This window comes from Nonomuraea sp. SYSU D8015 (assembly GCF_008065375.1).
GTDB lineage: Bacteria > Actinomycetota > Actinomycetes > Streptosporangiales > Streptosporangiaceae > Nonomuraea.
In genome coordinates this window covers 47,351-65,451 of the sequence record NZ_VJYI01000015.1, presented here as the reverse complement: position 1 = coordinate 65,451, position 18,101 = coordinate 47,351, and the positions used below count along the sequence as shown (strand labels likewise).

Below are 18,101 nucleotides of genomic sequence, written 5' to 3'. Positions count from 1 at the left end.
CTCATGCGTGGCGTGTGACTTCGGCTCGCACTCGTCCACGTGATCGTCGTGGATGCGGTGCAGGCAACCGTCGTGGACGTAGTCGACGTGATCGTCATGCGGAACGGCCACGTGCCCGCAGCCGGGTCCATGCTCGTGAGTGTGATCGGCGTGCTGACGGTGTTCGGCAGTCACTGACATGTCGAGACTCCCTAGCGGTTCGTCACCGAAGATCCCTTATAGGGGTTGCTCTGCCACATTTCAGGTTATGCCCTAAAGCGCGTTATTGGCGGATTCATACTCGGCAACCCGGCCAACGCGCCGATCATGCCAAGCCATCAGACCTCATAGCCCTCCCTGTCAAAATGGACAGAGGCATCAAACAGGCATGAAACTCTGTGCTGAGGGTGGGGAAGGAGACATCCCTTCGCGGGAGCGAGCAAGCCGGATCCGGAGATCCCTGACCCTCAGGTACGCGAACGAGGGCGTCCACGTGCTACGGCCGCGCTGCCGCCATCCGCGACCGGCGAGCCGCTGTCTTGACCGCCGCTCAGAACACCCACCCCGAGCGGTTCGCCGGCCGCGGCACTCCCCTCCCGCCTGACCTGCCCGGCCCGGCGTGGATCGACAAGCCCGCCAACACCGCCCAGGAGGTCACCACAGTGAACTCGACACAGAATTAATTCAGCTCAGCTGCCTTGATCAAATTGACAGGCTCCGCCGGGCTTCAACCATGGCGGACCCACGTGACGGTTGATCGAGCCTGGTGAGGCGATCAGCTGGCGCTTTCGAGAGCCGCCTCACCCCCCCGCCAGCCCTCTGACCACTTCAACAACCAAGATTGCAGCGGACCGCACACGCGCCCTGGCCGCTGTAGTGTCTAAGTCGACATAGGTCGACGACGACAAGGTGCAGTCGATGGCGTTGAGAATGACGAGCACCACCCGCGCGGTGCTCCAGGTCCTCCAGGCTGCTGCCAGCCGCGGGGAATCAACCTACGGCCTGGAAATTTGCCGGGAGACTCAGCTGGGGTCCGGGACCGTCTATCCGATCCTCACCAAGTTCGAGCGTCTCGGCCTGGTGCGCACCTACTGGGAAGACGATTCAACCGAGGCTCGGGGCCCCCGCCGTCGCATGTACGAGCTAACGGCTGAGGGAGCCAAAGAAGCTGAGCGTGCGGCGCAGCGGGCTGCGCCCGTTACCCATCGACTGGGCTGGGTCCGATGAGCAACCGGAATGTGTCGCTGGACAACAACCTGGACACATACCACCGCGGCGTGAGAGCCCTCATGGCCGACCTGACTCGCATGGCCAACGCCCGATGGGATCCTGCGCTTGACTCGACGTGGCGTTTCCTGGTGGATCTGCAAGGGCAGATGATCGTCTTAAGCGACGGTGGGGATCGGAATCTTTCTGTCGACCTCACTGACGACGCGGTTCAGGTTTTCCTGAAGCATCCGCAGCTCCTCAGACGACCTCATCCACGCGAGCCGGTCCCCCTGTACATTCCTGTGGACATACGGGCGCATGTTGTGGGATCTCGTCTTCGATTCAATCGTCGTTCGGGGGTTGTTGAGCGACTACTTACCGTGGGCTCAGCGTTGGCCGTGGAGCCCGAGCGGGATGATCAGTGGCGTTACGAGCTCCGGGAGATCGCTGCCACGGGTACTCGAGCCGGAGTCGTCCGCTTCGCGGTAGGCATTCTCTACGCTGGCATACATTCGCGCGTCACATGGACGGCATCGCGAGCGGTCACCCCCCTCGTCGCCGGTCTGTGCTGGGCACTACGGTCAAACCTCCGCACCTGGGGAAGCCTCTCAGCCCTGCTGCTGTGGGCTGGGGTCGAGACCAGGAACGACACCGGGCTCGGTGCTGCGATTCTTGTGGTGTTGTCCGCCTTCGGCGCGCTCGTGTGGCTTGTCGATACCCTCCGGAAGCGATTCGACGCTCACCCACCACGCCACCGCAACCCATCAGAATGATCATCGCGCCTTCACAGGAACGCCCGACGCGCCCGGATCTGCAGTCCGCTCGCGGCCGTCGTGTTGGTCGCCGAGCTGGTGACGGTGACGGCTCAGCTGTGGGTGTCCAGGCTGGCGATGGTCGGGGTGAGCAGTAGCCGGCGGGCCGCCGAGCCGGGCCCGGTGGCCCCGAGGTTGCCGGTCACGTCGGCGCCGTCGTCCACGTTCCCACGTGTCGGTCGTGACCTGGGCGGCGCGCTGGGCTGTGCGAAAAAGCTAAGAGCATGTCCCAGTTGGTGAGTTTCTTGTAGCAGGTGATGGCGGCTGCAAGGGCGGGGAATGCAGCTAACGTTAACAGGTGGCCGTGGCGCTCGTATCGGAGTGTGAGGCGGCGGTATCCGCCGAGCGAGGCGATGGTGCGCTCCCCAGGCCGAGCCCAACCGCCTGACCGGCCAGCTACGGCGCTACGGGTAACGGTCCGGCTGAGCCTCGCGGCTTCGTCTCGCCCCGTAGTCACTCAGTTAGTCAGTCAGCGATGCGAAGAGGCATCACGCAAGACCCAGGATGAGGGCGTGCAGGCCCGTACGGGCTAAAACCGCTTGCCCAGCATTGGCGGGCTCAGAGATCGTGGTGTTCATGATGCTCTGACGGACAGCACCCCTCTACACCGAAATGCCACGGCGTCGGCTCGCGCCGTGATGCCGCCCACCCATACCTGTTCAGCGAAGAGAGCGTCTTTGTCTCAGCAAGACTTCCGGCAGGAGTCCCCGCCGCCGTCCACCCCGGCCATGGGGCCGGCCACCGTCACCGTGTTCGCCTCCCCCACGAGCTGGATCGAGTCCGATGCCGTCGCGCAGTGCCACCAGGTGGCCGCCCTCGAAGGCATGATGCACGTCGCCGCCATGCCGGATCTGCACCCCGGCAAGGGCGCCCCCATCGGCGCCGCCATGGCGTCAACGGTCTTGTACCCGTTCCTGGTGGGCTCCGACATCGGTTGCGGCATCGCCGTGTTCCCCGTCAAGCTCAAGCGCGCCGTACCCGAGAAGCTCGCCGCCCGGTTCCCCGATCTCGATCGCGCGCTGGATCCCGAGCAGGATGCCGACGACCCCGCCTGGGCCGTGGTGAAGGGCGATATTCCCGCCGGTCACGTCGAGGGTCTCGGGACGGTCGGCCGGGGCAATCACTTCGTCGAGCTGGCAAGAATCGGGACCGTCTTCGAGCCGGGCCACGCGAGCCGTCTCGGGCTCGCCACCGGTGACCTGGTGCTCATCGTCCACAGCGGTTCACGAGGGCTGGGCGAACGGATCCTGCGGGCGCACACCGAGGTCCACGGCGCGGGTCCCGCCCCTGATCCCGGTGCCTACCTGGCGATGCATGACGACGCCGTACGCTGGGGTTCGCTCAACCGGCGGCTGCTGGCCGCCCGGGTCGCCCATGCCCTGGGGTTCGAGCCCACCGAGCCGATCGTCGACCAGTGCCACAACCTGGTCGAGATCCGCGACGGGATCTACCTGCACCGCAAGGGGGCGGCGCCGGGTGACGGCCGCGACGTGCTCATCGCAGGTACGCGCGGCACCCCTTCCTACCTCGTGGCCGCCCACGCCGGGCCGGACGCCGGCCATTCCGTGGCACACGGCGCGGGCCGCAAGATGTCGCGTGCGGACGCCCTGCGCCGGGGGCGGGCCAAGCACACGGTCGAGGAACTGCGCCGTACACCGATGGGGTCGCTGGTGGTGTGCGGCGACCGCCAGTTGCTCTTCGAGGAGGCGCCAACGGCGTACAAGCGCATCGAGCGAGTGATCGCCGACCTCGTCGAGCATGACCTGGCCACGCCCGTGACCACCACGATCCCTCTCGTCACCTACAAGACGCCCGACCTCGGATCCACGCCCCATGGCCGCCGTAAGCGAGGGCGGTCGTGAGCGTCCACCTGCTTCTGTCGGCCGGGCGCGGCCCGCAGGAGTGTGCCTGGGCATTGGCCCAGCTGCTGCGCCGCCTGGAAGCCGACGCCACCCGGCAGGACCTGGAGACCCATCGGGCCCATACCGTTTCCGGTGACAGGCCCGGCACCTACCGATCGGTCCTCATCCGAATCACAGGTGACGGCGCCGAGGCGTTCGCCGCCTCGTGGACCGGAACCCTGTGCTGGCAGGCCCCCAGCCCATACCGGGCCAACACCAGCCGAAAGAACTGGTACGTCATCGCCCGGCCGTGCCAGGCCGACACCCCCCGCACGACGTTCACGGAAGCAGACGTCGACATCGTCGCCTGCCGCACCGGCGGTCCCGGCGGTCAACATCGGAACAAGGCCAGCACGGCCGTACGGGCGACCCATCGGCCCACGGGGATTGTCGTCGTGGTCGACACCGAGCGGCAATTCAGCCTCAACCGCGGCATCGCCATGCGGCTGCTGCGACAGCGCATAGAGCACGGCGACGAGGCGGCGGAGCGCGCCGTCAGCACCGCCCGCTGGCGCATCCACGATGAGCTCGTACGCGGCAACCCCACCCGCGTCGAACGCCCGGTTCGGTCTCCACACTGACGCGAGAATCGGACCGCCACCAGGCGCGCGACCCGGCCGGCCGGTGGACGTCCGGACGATGATCCGCAAATGGCGGGAGTCCACGCGCCCTTGGCTCACGACGACTGAACCGTCAGCAGGAGAGGTTGCCGCCCGGGCTCACGCCGAGAATCTGGGTGAACCTCTGGTAGGCGTTCACCCGGCTCTGAACCTGGCCCGGGTTCGCGCCACAGCATTCCAAGCTGCCGTTGATGCTGCGGATCGTCTCGCCGAACCCACGGCTGTTGACCATGGCGTTGTGCGCGGTCATGGTTCCCGGGCCGTTCTGGGTCATCCAGCACCACAGCGCGGTCTTCCACGCGACCGCCGGAGTCCCGTTCCACCTTCCACGGGTCGGTCAGCAAATTGATGCCTAGGGTGTCACCCGCCGCCTTGTAGTTGAACTTCCAGCTCAACTGGATCGGCCCGCGGCCGTAGTAGGCGGCCTGTCCCGCGGGGCGGCCGTAGGGTTGGCCGACATCGCAGTAGTGCGGGTAGTCGGCGGTGTTCCGCTCGACGATGTGGACCAGCCCGACCGTCTCGTGGTTGACGTTGGCCAGGAAGGCGGCGGCCTCCTGCTTCTTGATCGTGTCGCTGCCGGTGGGAGATCACCGGGTCGTAGCCGGGGTTCCCGTGTACGGCGATGTAGTACTTGCCGTCCATATATCGGACGATGCTGCCCACCGCGTACCACTGACCGGCCACCCAGTTCAGGTGGTTGCAGGACGGGGCAGGTGTCCCGCCCCGCCTCCACAGGTGCCCTGATCGGCCCAGACGCCGGCGTTGCCGGGGGTTTCGCTCTGCGTCCACCACTTGGCCGACCAGTTATGCCCGTGGTAAGAGACCACGGCGCCGCCCTGGTAGGCGGTGGAGGCGTTCCATGCCGTCGCGCAGGCTGCCGCTGAGGCCGACGACATGAGGAGGATGACTAAGATCGAGTCCGCGGCGAGCAGCGCGGCGGCCAGCGACATGAGGCTGCGTCGCGCCCGACACCGCTGCGGCTGCCCGCGCAGGGCGTGTCCGCGAAGGGCCTGGTCGATCTCGGGTCGGACGAGCAGCACGAATCTGGCGTGAGTCGGGCGCGGAACATGCCAGCGACATACCTGCCTAAATCGCTAGACTTCCGAATCTTCGTTGACGACGGGAGCGCTCGCTTGAGGCTGGAGATCAGGTGCCTTGGCCCCTGGGAGGTCAAGGCTGACGGCGTCTCGGTCAAGATCGTCGGGCTGCGGCGGATCGGGGTGCTGGCCCGGCTCGCCATGACCGCGGGGCAGGCTGTGCCCACCGATCGGCTTCTCGCCGACGTGTGGGCGCACAGTTCGGTCGCGACCGCGGCCAAGCAGCTGCACATCGTGGTGTCGAAGCTCCGGGAGACGCTCGCCTCCCACGGCGGTGCGGAGATCATCGAGACCGTGCCCGGAGGTTACCGGCTCGCGGTCGAGCGTGACCACGTGGATGCCCACGCCTTCACCCTCCTGTCCGGAAGGGCACGCGACGCCCGCGCCGAGGGTGCCATGGAGACTGCTGACGCGCTGTTCCGCCGGGCGCTCGGGCTGTGGCGAGGCCCGGCGCTGGCCGAGGTGGACGCGCCCTGGGCCAGGGTCGAGGCCGACCGGCTGGAGGAGGAGCGGCTGGCCGTGCTGGAGGACCACGCTGAGTTGCGCCTGTCCGCCGGTGACCATCGCGCCGTGGCCGGCGAGCTCGCCGTGCACGTCAGAGCGCACCCGCTGCGGGAGCGGCCCGCCGCCCAGCTGATGCTCGCCTTGTACCGCGACGCGCGGGTGCCGGAGGCGCTCGAGGTCTACCAGCGACTGCGCCGGGTCATGGTCGAGGAACTGGGCATCGAACCCGGCTCCGAACTGCGCCGCCTCCACCAGGCCGTCCTCGTCAAGGATCCCGTGCTCGACCTGGTGCCACGGCGGCAGACTACGCTGGCCGGACACGTCGCGCCGGCCGAGCTCCCCCCCGATACCTGGGCGTTCACGGCGCGGGCGGCCGAGATCGAGCGGCTGCGTGCCGATCTGGTGAGCGGCGCCGCGGTCACCGTGATCGACGGGCCTGGCGGCATCGGCAAGTCCGCGCTGGCCGTCCATGTCGCCCATGCCGTCGCCGGGCGCTTCGGCGACGGCGTCATCTACGTCAACCTGCACGGTTCCACCGCCGGGCTCACCCCGCTGGCACCCATCGAAGCGCTTCGCCACCTGCTGCGCTCCCTGGGATTGGACGGCGTCGCCGTACCCACGGACACCGAGGAGGCCGCCGCCCGCTACCGCTCGCTCACCGCCACGGACAACCTGCTGGTGATCCTCGACAACGCACGCGACGTACGTCAGGTACGCCCGCTCATCCCGGCCGGACCGGGCTGTCGCGTCCTGATCACCAGCCGCGATCCGCTGGCCACCCTGAACAACGCCCGGCACCTCCACCTCGGCGGGCTCGACGACACCAATGCGGCCACGCTGCTCGCCCGGGTCGTCGGATCCGACCGCGTGAACGCCGAGCCGCGGGCGGCGGAGGAGATCGTACGGCTCTGCGGCGGTTTCCCGCTCGCCCTGCGCATCGCGGGGGCCCGTCTGGTCGCCCGTCCCGAATGGTCGCTCTCCGAGCTGGCGGTACGGCTCGCCGATGCCACCAGACGGCTCGACCTGCTGGAGTACGCCGATCTGGCCGTACGCGCCAGCATCGCGGTCAGCCACCAGCAGTTGCGCGAGGACCCAGCCGGACAGGACGCGGCGCGGTTGCTCTCCCTGCTCGGGCTGCTGGACTTGCCCACGCACACGCCGGCCACCACGGCCGCGCTGGCCGACTGGACCGAGCACCGCACCGAGACCGCCCTGGAGCACCTGATGGACGCCCGCCTGCTCGAACCCGCGGGGCCGGGCCGCTACCAGTTCCACGACCTCGTCCGGCTGTACGCGCGGGAGCAGGACGTCCCGGCCGAGGAGCGGGCGAGTGCGGTCGGTCGTGTGCTGCACCACTATCTGGCCACCTCGCAACGGGCCGCTGTCGTGGTGAACGGCCGCAACACGAAGGGCGCCGTGTTCGAAGCCGACCAGGCCGGGGAGGAGCTCGCCACCCTGGAGGCCGCCAACGACTGGCTCGACCGCGAGCGGGACAACCTGCTGGCCGCGGTACGGCAGGCGGCGCGGGAAGACGATCGCTCGGCAGCGGGACTCGCCGACGCGATCCTGTGGATGTTCAACCGCCGAGGATGGTTCGCTGAGCTCGTCGGGGTGAGCGAGGAGGCGCTGCGGCTGGCCAGGGAGGAGGAGGACTGGGCGACCCAGGCCCTCCTGCTGCAGGGGCTCGCCCACGTCCACCAGCAGCTCGGGCGCTTTCAGGAGTCGGTGTCCTGCATGGAGGACGGCCTGGACTGCTGGGACCGGGCAGGGCTGCCAGACCGGAAGGCGGGGATCCTCAACGACTTCGGCGTCACGTACACCGTGATGAACCGCTATGACGACGCGCTCACCGCTCTGGAAAGTGCCCTCGTCATCACCGAACGGACGGGGCGCAGGGACCATGGGGCCTACATTCGCAACAACCGGGCGCAGGTCTATTACCGCCAGGGGAGATGCGGAGAAGCCGTGGAGGAGGCACGTCGTGCTCTGGCGATGGTGGAGGAGCACGGCGACGCCGGCGTCCTCGGCCTCTTCCACGACACCCTCGCCGACGCCTTGCGGGCCCACGGCCTGCTCCAGGAGGCAGTCGAGGAGTACAAGCAAGCGATCAAACTCGGGCGCGAGGCCGGATTCACCATGGGCACCGCTGTGTCCCATTGGTGGCTCGGCCACGCCCTGCACGACCTGGGTCGGCACGAGCAGGCCAGGGAGTCCTGGCGGGAGTCGCTGGAACTCCTGCGCGAAGCCCGTCTCCTCGCCCCCGTCGAGGTGGCGCGCTACCTCGCACAACCGGTCCCGGACACGCCGGAACCGATCAGGAATCAGCTGTGACTATCCGAACAGCATGACCGCGGCGTAAAACTCGTACGCCACGGTCTTGCAGGCCGCTCCACACCCTTCTTGAACGTCTTCCGGCTGCTCGCGCCCGAGAGTCTCTTGACGTTTCTTTAACCGAAGTCGTGCCGGCTGCACGGACTCATGAAGATGAGCTTCCAGGAGTCGGCGTTCTTTATTTCCCTGGGCACCGAGCAGCCGTTGGGACTCCAGTCGAATTTGCAGGCCTTGCGCGTGGTGCGCAACGGTCGGTCGCCGGTCGCTCGATCGCCGCGCAGGTGCCGCCCGGCGGCCGGTTTATCTGCTTCCGTCACGGCGAGGTGCATGCGCTCCCCGCCGACCTGCCAGGCGCCACCTCGGCGCGGGCCAGGAGCCACATCCGGGCATAAGGCGCAATCTGCACAAATCAAACGCCCTCCGAAGCGCCCGACCCGCACCCCTTCCGATCCCCAACCAATTTCCAGCCTCATTTGGCCAAGCTTGGTGTCATTCGCAACCAAGCGGAGGGAGGACCACCTCCGGGTGACGATACGGCCCGCAAGGTTTGCGCAGGCAAATGCACCATTTGGTCCACACCTTGAAAGGGGTAACGCGATGAAGAACATCACCATGCCCAGGCCCGTTGCCGTTCACTCCCTCGCTTACCACTCCGAGCGTGGAGAAGAGACGATCAACCGAACCCACGTCGATTCTTACACGGCCTTTCCAGCGGAAGGCGCGGAGCTCATCCGCGAGCTGGCCGCCGGCGCCACGCCCTTCCAGACGGCGAAATGGTACGGAACGACGTATGGCACGGACGTCGACATGTCCGATTTCCTCGACCGCCCCGGGGACCCGACTCAGGCGCGGCACCCGGTCCGTCGCCAGGGCCTGGGCCGGGCGGTGTGCTCGCCGTTCGCATGATTGGGCCATGCGCTGCTGTTGGTGCTTTGGGTCGGCGTGATGGCGCGCCCCCTCGACCTTGTACCCCGCTACCAAAACCTTCCGTTCACCGACTACCACACGCTAGCCGCCCTGACCCTGTTCTTCGGTCAGATCCCCGCGCTGTTCATCCATGAGGGCTTCCACGCCCTCGCCGGACGCCGCCTCGGCCTGCGCACACGCCTGTCCGTGGCCCGACGGCTCTCTTTCGGAGGTCCTCACCACCACATGAGGGGCACGTCGCAGACCCGGGACCTCCTACCGCAGCGCGGACTACGGCGAGAACGGGTAGAAGCATGTCAACCCCGCTCCGGGGCCGATCAAGCCCCCATTTCAAGCCGCCTGCTTGCACTCGACCCGCTGACGCGACACCAGGAGCCGCCCCCAGGCATAAGCTCCTGGGGGCGGCCTCTTATGTACTCGCCCAGACCTGGCCGCCGAGGGCCGGGTCGTGGGTCAGGATGGCGTGTTCGAGGCGCCGGAGGGTGGGGCTCGGGTCGAGGCCGAGCTCGTCGGCGAGCACCCTGCGTCCCTCTCGGCCGACCTCGAGTGCCTCGACGCTCCGGCCCATCGCATACAGCGCGCGCATGAGCCCGGCCCGGAGCCGTTCCCGGAACGGATGGTCGGCGACGATCCCGTGCAACTCGCCGACGATCGAGGCGGGCCGCCCCCTGGCCAGCTCGGCGTCGGCCCATTCCTCGGCGGCCGTGAGCCGGAGCTCGGTGAGCCGGAAGGCCTCCGCCTGTGTCGGCCCGAGGTGCTCCTGGCCTTCGTACGGGACGCCCCGCCACATCGCCAGTGCCGCGCGGATGGCCGCCGTCCCCTCTTCAGCCAGGCCGGCGGCAATAGCCGCGCGCCCTGACTCGGCCCGGGAAGTGAAGGATTCGGCGTCGAGCTCGCCAGGGCCCACGGAAAGGACGTAACCGGGTCGCCGGGACTCCAGCCTGGCGGCTCCCAGCGCCTTGCGCAGATGGTGGACGTAGCCCTGCAACGTCTTGGTGGCCGTGCGCGGCGGCGTGCACGGCCACAGCGCGTCGATCAGCCGGTCGGCCGAGACGGTCTGGTTGGGGTTGCAGAGCAGCACCGCCAGCAGATCGCGAATCTTGGGCGGCAGCGGAAGGGCTCCATCCCCCGTGTGGATCTCCAAGCGTCCCAGTACGTGAAATCTCATGATCTGCCCCCTCTTGTCGTGCCGGAGATCTAAGGTCTAAGGCGGCCCAGGGATGTCCGAAAGCAGCCGTCCGTGGGTTCAGGACAACGCGGCGAAGACTCCGGACAACAAGAGGTGCACATTGGGGCGGCCCGAGCAGCCGGTGGATCCGCTGGCCGGTCCCGTCGAAAGACTCGCCTGGGAATTGCGCCGGCTCAGGGACGAGGCCGGGCGGCCGAGCTACCGCGTACTCGAGCAGCGCGCGCATTTCTCGCGGAGCACCCTCGCCGAGGCGGCCACCGGGACGCGGCTGCCCACTCTTGAGGCGACACTGGCGTACGCCGTCGCCTGCGGTGGCGACCGCGCCGAATGGGAGCGGAAGTGGCATCTGGCCGCGGCCGAACTCGAACGGTCGCAGCGCCGTTGCCCTTACCCCGGCCTGCTTCCGCTGGACGTCGACGCCGCCGACCTGTTCTTCGGCCGGGACGACCTTCTCGAGGTCCTGCTGAAGGCCGTGCAGCAGGGACCGCTGACGGTGGTCCGCGGGGCCAGCGGCAGCGGCAAATCCTCGTTGCTGCGGGCCGGGCTGGCGGCGCGGCTGACCGCCGACGGAACCACCGTCACGCTGCTCACTCCGGGTGCGCACCCGCTGTCCCGGTTGCACGCCGCCGACGCTGACGGCTGCGACGTGGTGATCGTCGATCAGTTCGAGGAGACGTTCACGCTCTGCGCCGACGAGCGGGAACGCGCCGGTTTCCTGGACGCACTGAGCGAGCTCGTCCGCGGTCAGGACGGCCCGGCGCTGGTGATCGGGATCCGCACCGACTTCTACGAGCGCTGCATGTCGCATCCCGGTCTGACCGCAGCCCTCCTCGACAGCGTTCACCTGCCCGTCGGGCCCATGTCCGAGCAGGACCTGCGCGCCATCATCACCGAACCCGCCGGCCGGGCGGGGCTGAGCGTGGACCCGGATCTGGTGGTCACCGTGGTGGCCGAGGCCGCCGAGCAGACGGGGGCGCTCCCGATGGTCGCGCACGCGCTGCGCGAAACGTGGAGCAGGCAGCAGGGAGACACGCTGACGCTGGCGGACTACCGGGCTGCGGGTGGCGTGTCCGGCGCGATCGCGCGGACCGCTGAGCACCTGTACGCCGATCTGGAAGCCGACCAGCAGCAGTTGCTCCGCGCCGTGCTGCTGCGGCTCGTCGCCCTGGGCTCGGGCAGCTCCGACACCCGCCGCGGTCTCGACCGGGACGAGCTCGCCGGCATCGGACCCGCCGGCGAACTGGACGCGGTCCTCGACCGGCTCGCCGCCGCCAGGCTCATCGTCGTGGACCAGAACCTGGTCGACATCGCGCATGAAGCGCTCCTCACCGGCTGGCCCCGGCTGCGGGAATGGCTCACCGCCGACCGCGAGACCCTTCTGCGGCACCAGCGGCTCACGTCTGACGCGGCCGAGTGGGACCGCAACGGGCGCGGCGAGGACTACCTGTACCGCGGCACTCGCCTCGCCCTCTGGGACGGCGAGGCGAGCTTCGTACCGCTGAACGAGCTGGAGCGGACCTTCCTGGCGGCCTGCCGCTCGAGCGCGGCCGAGCGCGACCGTGCCCGCCGCCGGACCCGTCTCGCCTTCGGCGGGCTGCCGGTCGCCGCCGCCGCGGTCATCGTGCTGGCCGCGCTCGTCCTGGTCCAGGTAGGCAACAGGGACGTCGAGCGCGACCGTGCCGCCTCGGTACGGCTGGCCGCCGAAGCGCGCCGCCAGCTCCAGCAAGATCCGGAACTGGCGTTGCTGTTGGCGATCGAAGCGTACGAGGTGGAGCCCACCCCGGAGGCCGACCTCGTGCTCCGCCAGGCCAGCGCGGACTCCCGGCTGCGAGGCTCCACCCCGGTTGGCCTGCGCAGGGTCACAGGAACGACGGCCACTCCGGATGGCCGGAAGATCGCGATCTGGGGCGCCGGGTCGGGCCCGGCGGGCCTGGAGATCTGGAGCCTGGACGGTACCGCGCCGCGCCGGGCCGGCCATGCGCTCCAGGCGGATCGGACGGACGGCATCCAGAGCGCCGCGTTCAGCGAAGACGGCCGGCAGCTGGTCACCGGAGACTCCGGAGGAGAACTGGTGCTGTGGGACCTGGCGTCAAGCGGTCCGCCCGTGGTTCTGGGGACCGTTGACGGTGGCGTCCACGGCGTCAGCGTCAGCCGGGACGGTAGGGTGGCGAGCGCGCACAGCGACGGCGTGCGCATCTGGAAGCCGGGACGCTCCGAGCCCGTCAAACTCAGTGTCCCCGGCCGCGCGGTCAGGAGCGTCTCGTTCAGCCCCAGCGGCCGGCTGCTCGCCACCGGGGGCAACGGATCGCCGCTGCGACTGTGGGACATGACCCGGGACCGGCCCGTTCTGCAGCGCGCGGCCGCGCGCGGCGAGCCGGAGCAGGTGGCCGTCAGCCCGCGCGGACCATGGGTCGCGACCGTCGAAGGCGACGTTCCCCGTGTCTGGGACGCGACGGAGGAGCCGGCTGGCGACTGGATCCCGCAGATCGAGCTGGCCGGCCACGCCCCGAAGCTGAACGGCCTGGTGTTCACAGCGGCCGGGGATCGCATGGCGACCTACGGCGCCGACGGCGTGATCCGCGTCTGGACGACGGGCAGCGACGCCGACCCGCTGGTGTTGCGCAGCCCGAAGGGGAACCCGCGCGGGGCGGCGTTCACCCCGGACGGGAAGTCATTGGTCAGCGTCGATGCGGACGGCTCCCTGCGGACGTGGGACATCACGGCGGGCGACCCGTCACCGAGCGAGGGCAGGCCCGTGGCGCTCAGCGCTGACACGAGCACGGTGGCGGTCAGCGCGGGGCCGGATTCACTCATCAGCCCGCGGGACGTCCGCATCAAGATATGGCGCGGCACGACCCCGGCCGAGGTGCGCGGCCCGCGTGATGCCGGCTACCTCGTCGCGCTGAGCCCGGACGGCCGGCGGATGGCGGGCATCGGCCGGGCCGGGACCCTGAGCCTGTGGGACCTCACCACCGCCGGCGCGCCAGTCACCACACCCGCGCCCTTCCGCGGCCTCCCAGCCGGCCTAGCGTTCAGCGCCGACGGAAAGCGGATCGTGGCGGGCGCCTTCGACACCGAACCGCAGGTGTGGCAGATCTCCCCGTCCGGCGGGCTGACAGCGGTCACCGGCTGGCAGGCCCGGCCCACGGGCCGCGCCGACGGCGACGTGGCACTCAGCCCGGACGGCATGAAGCTGGCCGACGCCCGTGACGACCACACCGTCGTCGTGTGGGACCTGACCGACAAGAGCGAGCCGAAGATTCTTCGCGGCCATGTGGAGGACATCACGGGCCTCGCCTTCAGCCCAGACGGGCTGCGGCTGGCCGCCGCGGCCGCGGACGGCGCCATCCGGCTCTGGGACATCGGCGGCCAGGGCGAGCCCGCGGCCGTGCTGCACGGCGCCGAGAACACCGTCCGTAAGGTGAGGTTCAGCCCTGACGGCACCTGGCTGGTCACCAACGAACCCGCGGGCCACCTGCGGCTCTGGCGGGCGACAGGCGGCGGCGAACCGCTGGAGTTGACCGGCTGGGGCGCGACCGGCGGTCTCGCGGCGTTCAGCCCCGACGGTACGCGGATCGTCAGGGGGTTGAGCCCGCAGATCTTCCTCGGTCGCGCGCTGGTGACCGGTCTGGGCGGCAGCCTCGTCCGGACCCGCGCCTGCGAGGTGTGCGGGCCGGCCGGAACGGTGCTCGAACTGGCCAGATCGCGCCGTACCCGCGAGCTGACCGCGGAAGAACGCCGCAGCCATCTCGGCCCGAACTCCTGACCTTCATCGTTGCCCCGGGCCGCGCGAGTCCAGCGTGGCGGTCCGTCGCATACGACGAAGTGGACGTGGACCGTACGGCGCCAGACCACCGCGCCGCTCGCGCAGCGGTGGCAGCGTCGCCCCGGCGACGCCGTGTCGACCAGGAGCCGGCCAGGCTGTTCACCGGTCCGCGTGGTGGCCGGATCACCACGGCCATTCTGAGGGACGCCACGCATGGGGACGATGTCGTCACAAGCCTCGGCTTCGAGCACCTCCGCCGCCATGATCTACGCCACACCGGCCTGATCTGGATGGCCGACGCGGGCGTGCCGGTGCACGTACTCGCAAGATCGCCGGCCACGGATCCCTGAGCACCACTCAGAGATACCTGCACCCCGATGCTCGGTCCATCGCCGCTGCGGGGGCTGCGCTCAGCAACCATCTCACCAACGGCCGGTACCCGAATGGTCCCCAGCTGAAGATCGCCTAGAGACGGCAACCCCGCGAATGCCGCAACGAAAAAGGCCGGTCCACCTGGGCTTTCACCCAAGTCGACCGGCCTTGCGTGACCGTCGGGACGACAGGATTTGAACCTGCGACCCCTTGCCCCCACGACATGGGCTCAGGCGTTTTCGCAGATCAAAAGCAACTCCTGGCGACTGCGTCGTGTGACTCGACCTGCGCACTGTTCGGGCACGCGTACATCGTGTGGTCCCGAGGCAAATCAGCAACCAATGGCGGCCCCCGCCGCCGGTCCCGTCGGGTGAAGGTCTAGGGCGCGGAATCCAGGGCAGTTCGCCGGTTTTGGTGAACTCTTTGGAGAAGTCATGACTGAAGCCGATACCAAAGCCGTGGCGCGACAGGCGGCGGACAGCCCGGCCATGGACAAGCTGGCGCGAGTCGGGCTGGTTTGCCGCGGCTTGCTGTACGGGCTGATCGGGGTGCTGGCGGTGCAGGTCGCGTTCGGGAGCGACCGGCGTGAGGCCGACAAGAGCGGGGCGATCAGCGCGGTCGCGGGGCTGCCGTTCGGGGCCGTGATCTTATGGGTCATGGTCGTGGGGTTCGCCGCACTGACCGTGTGGCAGGCGTCAGAGGCGATCTTCGGCGCCCACCGGCTCAAGGACCGGGTCGAGTCGGTCGGCCGGGTCGTGGTCTACACGGTCGTGTGCGCCGCGCTGGTGACCATGCTGCTGACGCACAAGACCGGCTCCGACGACCAGCGGACCCAGGATTTGACGGGCAAGCTCCTCGAGCTGCCCGCCGGGCAGGTCATCGTGGGCGCGCTCGGGCTCGGCGTCATCGCGCTCGGCGTCTACTGGCTGCGGTACGGCGTCAAGAAGGAGTTCCGTAAGCAGCTCAGGCCGATGCCGACGCGGGCCGGCTCGGTGATGGACCGGCTCGGGCTCGCCGGCTATCTCGCGCGCGGGGTGATCGCCGGGCTGGCCGGCGTCTTCGTAATCCAGTCGGCCGTCACGTTCGACCCGGACAAGGCCGGGGGCATCGACGCCACGCTCAGGGCGTTGGCCGATACTCCGGCGGGGCTCTGGCTGCTGGCGGTGGTGGCCCTCGGGCTGCTGCTGTTCGCCGGATACTGCTTCGGAGAGGCCCGCTGGCGGCGTACATGAGGCTGGACGACTGGTTCCTCACCGGCCCCGAACGTGGGAACGACGCGACCAGGCTGGTGCCCTGGACGGAGGGCAACCTGGTGCGCCCGCTCGTGCACGGCGCCACCTACTTCGCCGAACTCGCCGCGCGCCTGGCGGGCCTCGGCAAGGACGACCTGCTGCTGTTCGCCGACTGGCGCGGCGACCCCGACGAGCGGCTCACACCGGACGGCCCCGAGGTGGCGGCCGCGATGGCGCGGGCGGCCGAGAAGGGAGCCCTGGTCAGAGGACTGATCTGGCGCTCGCACCTGGACTTCCTGCGCTTCAGCTCGGCCGAGAACCGGCACCTCGGCGAGGCCATCGAGGCGGCCGGCGGGCAGGCGCTGCTCGACACCCGGGTGCGGCACGGCGGCTCGCACCACCAGAAGTTCGTCGTCCTGCGCCATGACCGCGGCCCGGACAGGGACGTGGCGTTCGTCGGCGGCATCGACCTGTGCCACAGCCGCCGTGACCACGCCGGGCACCTGGGCGACCCGCAGACGGCGCCGATGCCGGGCGTGTACGGCGAGCGCCCGCCGTGGCACGACGTCCAGGTGGCGATCAGCGGCCCGGCCGTGGCCGAGGTGGAGAAGGTCTTCTGCGAGCGCTGGGAGGACCCGGCGCCCGAGACCCGCCAGCCGCTCAGGCGGCTGCGCGACCGCATGGCCCGGATGGCCGACGTGCCGCCGTTGCCGGAGCCCGGCCCACCGCCCAGGCCGGCCGGGACGCATGCCGTGCAACTCCTGAGGACCTATCCCCACCTGCCCCGTGCCTACCCGTTCGCGCCGGAGGGCGAGCGCAGCGTGGCCAGGGCGTACCACAAGGTGCTGACGCGGGCGAGATCGCTGGTCTACCTGGAGGACCAGTACCTGTGGTCCACGGAGGTGATCGAGCCGTTCGCCGAGGCGCTGGAGCGGGAGCCGGGCCTACACATGATCATCGTGGTGCCGCGCCATCCCGACCAGGATGGCTGGCTGGCCGGCCCGGCCAGCTTGATCGGCAGATCGGAGGCGCTGTCCAGGCTGATGCGCGCGGGTGACGGCCGGGTCGCGATCTACGATCTGGAGAACCACCGGGGCACGCCGGTGTACGTGCATGCCAAGGTCTGCGTGGTCGACGACGTGTGGGCGAGCGTCGGCTCCGACAACGTGAACCTGCGCTCGTGGACGTTCGACTCCGAACTGAGCTGCGCCGTACTCGACGCGGAGCCCGATCCGCGCCCGCCTTCGGGGGCCCGCAGGTTCGCCAGGGACCTCCGGCTCACGCTCGCGGCCGAGCACCTGGACCGCGACCCCGGCGGCATGGACGATCTGTGCGACCCGGAGAGCGCGTTCGAGGCGTTCGCCGAGTCTGCCGCGCGGCTCGAGGCCTGGCACCAGGGCGGCTGCCGTGGGCCCCGCCCGCCGGGCCGGCTGCGCCCGCATCCGCGGCCCGGCCTCGGCCGCGTCCGCCGGGCGCTCGCCATGCCGCTGTACCGGATCGTCGTGGACCCCGACGGACGGCCCCCGCATCTACGCAGATCGAACGAGTTCTGAGCGCTGCCGCCGCCGCTCGCGCGAGTACAGGATCGCCCGGGCGGCCATGACGACGCAGCCGGCGCCGAGCAGCACGCCCCAGAGCACATCGGTGAGGAAGTGCATGCCGCGGTACAGCCGTGAGAAGCCGACGGCGAGCGGGGCGATGATCCCGAGCGCCCAGATGAGCACCTGGAGCGCCCTGTTGCGGACGTGCGTGGTCAGGACGAGCGCCATCCCGCAGTAGAACGCGACGGCGGCGCTGACGTGCCCCGACGGGAAGCTGGAGGTGGGTGGGGCAGGGTCGATGTGCTGCACGGGCGGCCGGTGCCGGCCGACGTGTTCGGTGGTGGCCAGGAAGATGAGGGATTGGCTCCAGACGGCCACGATGAGGAAGATCGATTCGAGCCAGCGCTTGTACACGAGCCTGAAGACGATCGCGGCGATCGCTGTGAGGGCCACGATGTACGGGGTGTCCGACAGGCTGCTGCCGAAGTCGGTAATCCTGTTCCACAGCGAGGTCCGGTCGGCGGCCAGGCTCCGGCTCAGCGACGCCTCCCCGGTGGGCCAGAGGAGGATCGCCTGGCCCACGCCGTACGTCACTCCGGCCATCAGAAGCATCGGCAACAA

Annotated in this window: 16 protein-coding genes and 1 pseudogene; 11 read left to right on the top strand and 6 right to left on the bottom strand. The window is 69.5% G+C overall.

Annotated features, from left to right (window positions below):
- Nucleotides 1-39 precede the first annotated feature (39 nt).
- The 6 genes from ID574_RS42365 (at nt 40) to prfH (ending at nt 4,482) form a co-directional block, all read left to right on the top strand.
- Nucleotides 40-177, top strand: coding sequence for a hypothetical protein (locus tag ID574_RS42365; RefSeq protein ID WP_188194688.1), 138 nt, complete (start codon nt 40-42; stop codon nt 175-177).
- 341 nt (nt 178-518) lie between these two features.
- Nucleotides 519-662, top strand: a complete 144-nt coding sequence (locus ID574_RS42360; RefSeq protein WP_188194687.1) for a hypothetical protein — start codon at nt 519-521, stop codon at nt 660-662.
- Between the two features lie 235 nt (nt 663-897).
- On the top strand, nt 898-1,206 hold the full coding sequence (locus tag ID574_RS42355; protein ID WP_188194686.1) for a PadR family transcriptional regulator: 309 nt from the start codon (nt 898-900) through the stop codon (nt 1,204-1,206).
- On the top strand, nt 1,203-1,961 hold the full coding sequence (locus tag ID574_RS42350; RefSeq protein WP_188194685.1) for a hypothetical protein: 759 nt from the start codon (nt 1,203-1,205) through the stop codon (nt 1,959-1,961). The genes ID574_RS42355 and ID574_RS42350 overlap by 4 nt, the downstream gene beginning before the upstream one ends.
- A gap of 716 nt (nt 1,962-2,677) precedes the next feature.
- The gene (locus tag ID574_RS42345) at nt 2,678-3,862 is read left to right on the top strand and encodes an RNA ligase RtcB family protein (protein WP_223167643.1); all 1,185 of its coding nucleotides are present in this window, start codon (nt 2,678-2,680) and stop codon (nt 3,860-3,862) included.
- The gene (prfH, locus tag ID574_RS42340) at nt 3,859-4,482 is read left to right on the top strand and encodes a peptide chain release factor H (RefSeq protein ID WP_188194684.1); all 624 of its coding nucleotides are present in this window, start codon (nt 3,859-3,861) and stop codon (nt 4,480-4,482) included. The genes ID574_RS42345 and prfH overlap by 4 nt, the downstream gene beginning before the upstream one ends.
- Before the next feature lie 112 nt (nt 4,483-4,594).
- Here the strand turns inward: prfH and ID574_RS62000 are convergent, their stop codons facing one another.
- From ID574_RS62000 to ID574_RS42330, 3 genes and pseudogenes are all read right to left on the bottom strand, one after another.
- Nucleotides 4,595-4,795 carry a chitinase gene (locus ID574_RS62000; protein ID WP_262496113.1) on the bottom strand — a complete coding sequence of 67 codons (201 nt, stop codon included), beginning with the start codon at nt 4,793-4,795 and terminating at the stop codon, nt 4,595-4,597.
- Between the two features lie 97 nt (nt 4,796-4,892).
- A pseudogene (locus ID574_RS61995) lies at nt 4,893-5,060 on the bottom strand (glycoside hydrolase family 19 protein); the annotation flags it as partial.
- Nucleotides 5,061-5,210: 150 nt separating this feature from the next.
- Entirely contained in the window at nt 5,211-5,561 is a 351-nt protein-coding gene (locus ID574_RS42330; RefSeq protein ID WP_188194683.1) for a carbohydrate-binding protein, read from the bottom strand.
- A gap of 93 nt (nt 5,562-5,654) precedes the next feature.
- On the opposite strand from ID574_RS42330, the gene ID574_RS42325 reads away from it, so the two are divergent.
- A complete protein-coding gene (locus ID574_RS42325; protein ID WP_188194682.1) occupies nt 5,655-8,453 on the top strand; it encodes an AfsR/SARP family transcriptional regulator in 2,799 nt (932 codons plus the stop codon).
- A gap of 116 nt (nt 8,454-8,569) precedes the next feature.
- On the opposite strand, the gene ID574_RS42320 is transcribed toward ID574_RS42325, so the two are convergent.
- The gene (locus ID574_RS42320; protein ID WP_188194681.1) at nt 8,570-8,782 is read right to left on the bottom strand and encodes a phospholipase A2 family protein; all 213 of its coding nucleotides are present in this window, start codon (nt 8,780-8,782) and stop codon (nt 8,570-8,572) included.
- Nucleotides 8,783-9,050: 268 nt separating this feature from the next.
- Here ID574_RS42320 and ID574_RS42315 point away from each other — a divergent pair, with 268 nt between their 5' ends.
- The gene (locus ID574_RS42315; protein WP_188194680.1) at nt 9,051-9,359 is read left to right on the top strand and encodes a hypothetical protein; all 309 of its coding nucleotides are present in this window, start codon (nt 9,051-9,053) and stop codon (nt 9,357-9,359) included.
- A 430-nt stretch (nt 9,360-9,789) separates the two neighbouring features.
- Here the strand turns inward: ID574_RS42315 and ID574_RS42310 are convergent, their stop codons facing one another.
- The gene (locus ID574_RS42310) at nt 9,790-10,548 is read right to left on the bottom strand and encodes an AfsR/SARP family transcriptional regulator (protein WP_188194679.1); all 759 of its coding nucleotides are present in this window, start codon (nt 10,546-10,548) and stop codon (nt 9,790-9,792) included.
- Between the two features lie 52 nt (nt 10,549-10,600).
- Here ID574_RS42310 and ID574_RS42305 point away from each other — a divergent pair, with 52 nt between their 5' ends.
- The 3 genes from ID574_RS42305 to ID574_RS42295 all read left to right on the top strand — a co-directional run bounded on the left by ID574_RS42305 (nt 10,601) and on the right by ID574_RS42295 (nt 17,492).
- The gene (locus ID574_RS42305; RefSeq protein ID WP_188194678.1) at nt 10,601-14,335 is read left to right on the top strand and encodes an nSTAND1 domain-containing NTPase; all 3,735 of its coding nucleotides are present in this window, start codon (nt 10,601-10,603) and stop codon (nt 14,333-14,335) included.
- Nucleotides 14,336-15,141: 806 nt separating this feature from the next.
- Complete coding sequence (locus ID574_RS42300; protein WP_188194677.1) at nt 15,142-15,939, top strand: DUF1206 domain-containing protein; 798 nt, start codon at nt 15,142-15,144, stop codon at nt 15,937-15,939.
- Nucleotides 15,936-17,492 carry a phospholipase D family protein gene (locus ID574_RS42295; protein ID WP_188194676.1) on the top strand — a complete coding sequence of 519 codons (1,557 nt, stop codon included), beginning with the start codon at nt 15,936-15,938 and terminating at the stop codon, nt 17,490-17,492. Before ID574_RS42300 ends, ID574_RS42295 begins: the two co-directional genes overlap by 4 nt.
- On the opposite strand, the gene ID574_RS42290 is transcribed toward ID574_RS42295, so the two are convergent.
- A complete protein-coding gene (locus ID574_RS42290) occupies nt 17,469-18,092 on the bottom strand; it encodes a phosphatase PAP2 family protein (protein ID WP_188194675.1) in 624 nt (207 codons plus the stop codon). The two genes, ID574_RS42295 and ID574_RS42290, sit on opposite strands and share 24 nt — an antisense overlap.
- Between the last annotated feature and the right edge of the window lie 9 nt (nt 18,093-18,101).

What these genes read in the sequence shown, in the direction of transcription:
- ID574_RS42320 (WP_188194681.1), bottom strand. Translation starts at nt 8,782, where the DNA reads ATGCACCTCGCCGTGACGGAAGCAGATAAACCGGCCGCCGGGCGGCAC.
- ID574_RS42350 (WP_188194685.1), top strand. Translation starts at nt 1,203, where the DNA reads ATGAGCAACCGGAATGTGTCGCTGGACAACAACCTGGACACATACCAC.
- ID574_RS62000 (WP_262496113.1), bottom strand. Translation starts at nt 4,795, where the DNA reads ATGACCCAGAACGGCCCGGGAACCATGACCGCGCACAACGCCATGGTC.
- ID574_RS42355 (WP_188194686.1), top strand. Translation starts at nt 898, where the DNA reads ATGGCGTTGAGAATGACGAGCACCACCCGCGCGGTGCTCCAGGTCCTC.
- ID574_RS42300 (WP_188194677.1), top strand. Translation starts at nt 15,142, where the DNA reads ATGACTGAAGCCGATACCAAAGCCGTGGCGCGACAGGCGGCGGACAGC.
- ID574_RS42290 (WP_188194675.1), bottom strand. Translation starts at nt 18,092, where the DNA reads ATGCTTCTGATGGCCGGAGTGACGTACGGCGTGGGCCAGGCGATCCTC.
- ID574_RS42310 (WP_188194679.1), bottom strand. Translation starts at nt 10,548, where the DNA reads ATGAGATTTCACGTACTGGGACGCTTGGAGATCCACACGGGGGATGGA.
- ID574_RS42315 (WP_188194680.1), top strand. Translation starts at nt 9,051, where the DNA reads ATGAAGAACATCACCATGCCCAGGCCCGTTGCCGTTCACTCCCTCGCT.
- ID574_RS42295 (WP_188194676.1), top strand. Translation starts at nt 15,936, where the DNA reads ATGAGGCTGGACGACTGGTTCCTCACCGGCCCCGAACGTGGGAACGAC.
- ID574_RS42305 (WP_188194678.1), top strand. Translation starts at nt 10,601, where the DNA reads ATGTCCGAAAGCAGCCGTCCGTGGGTTCAGGACAACGCGGCGAAGACT.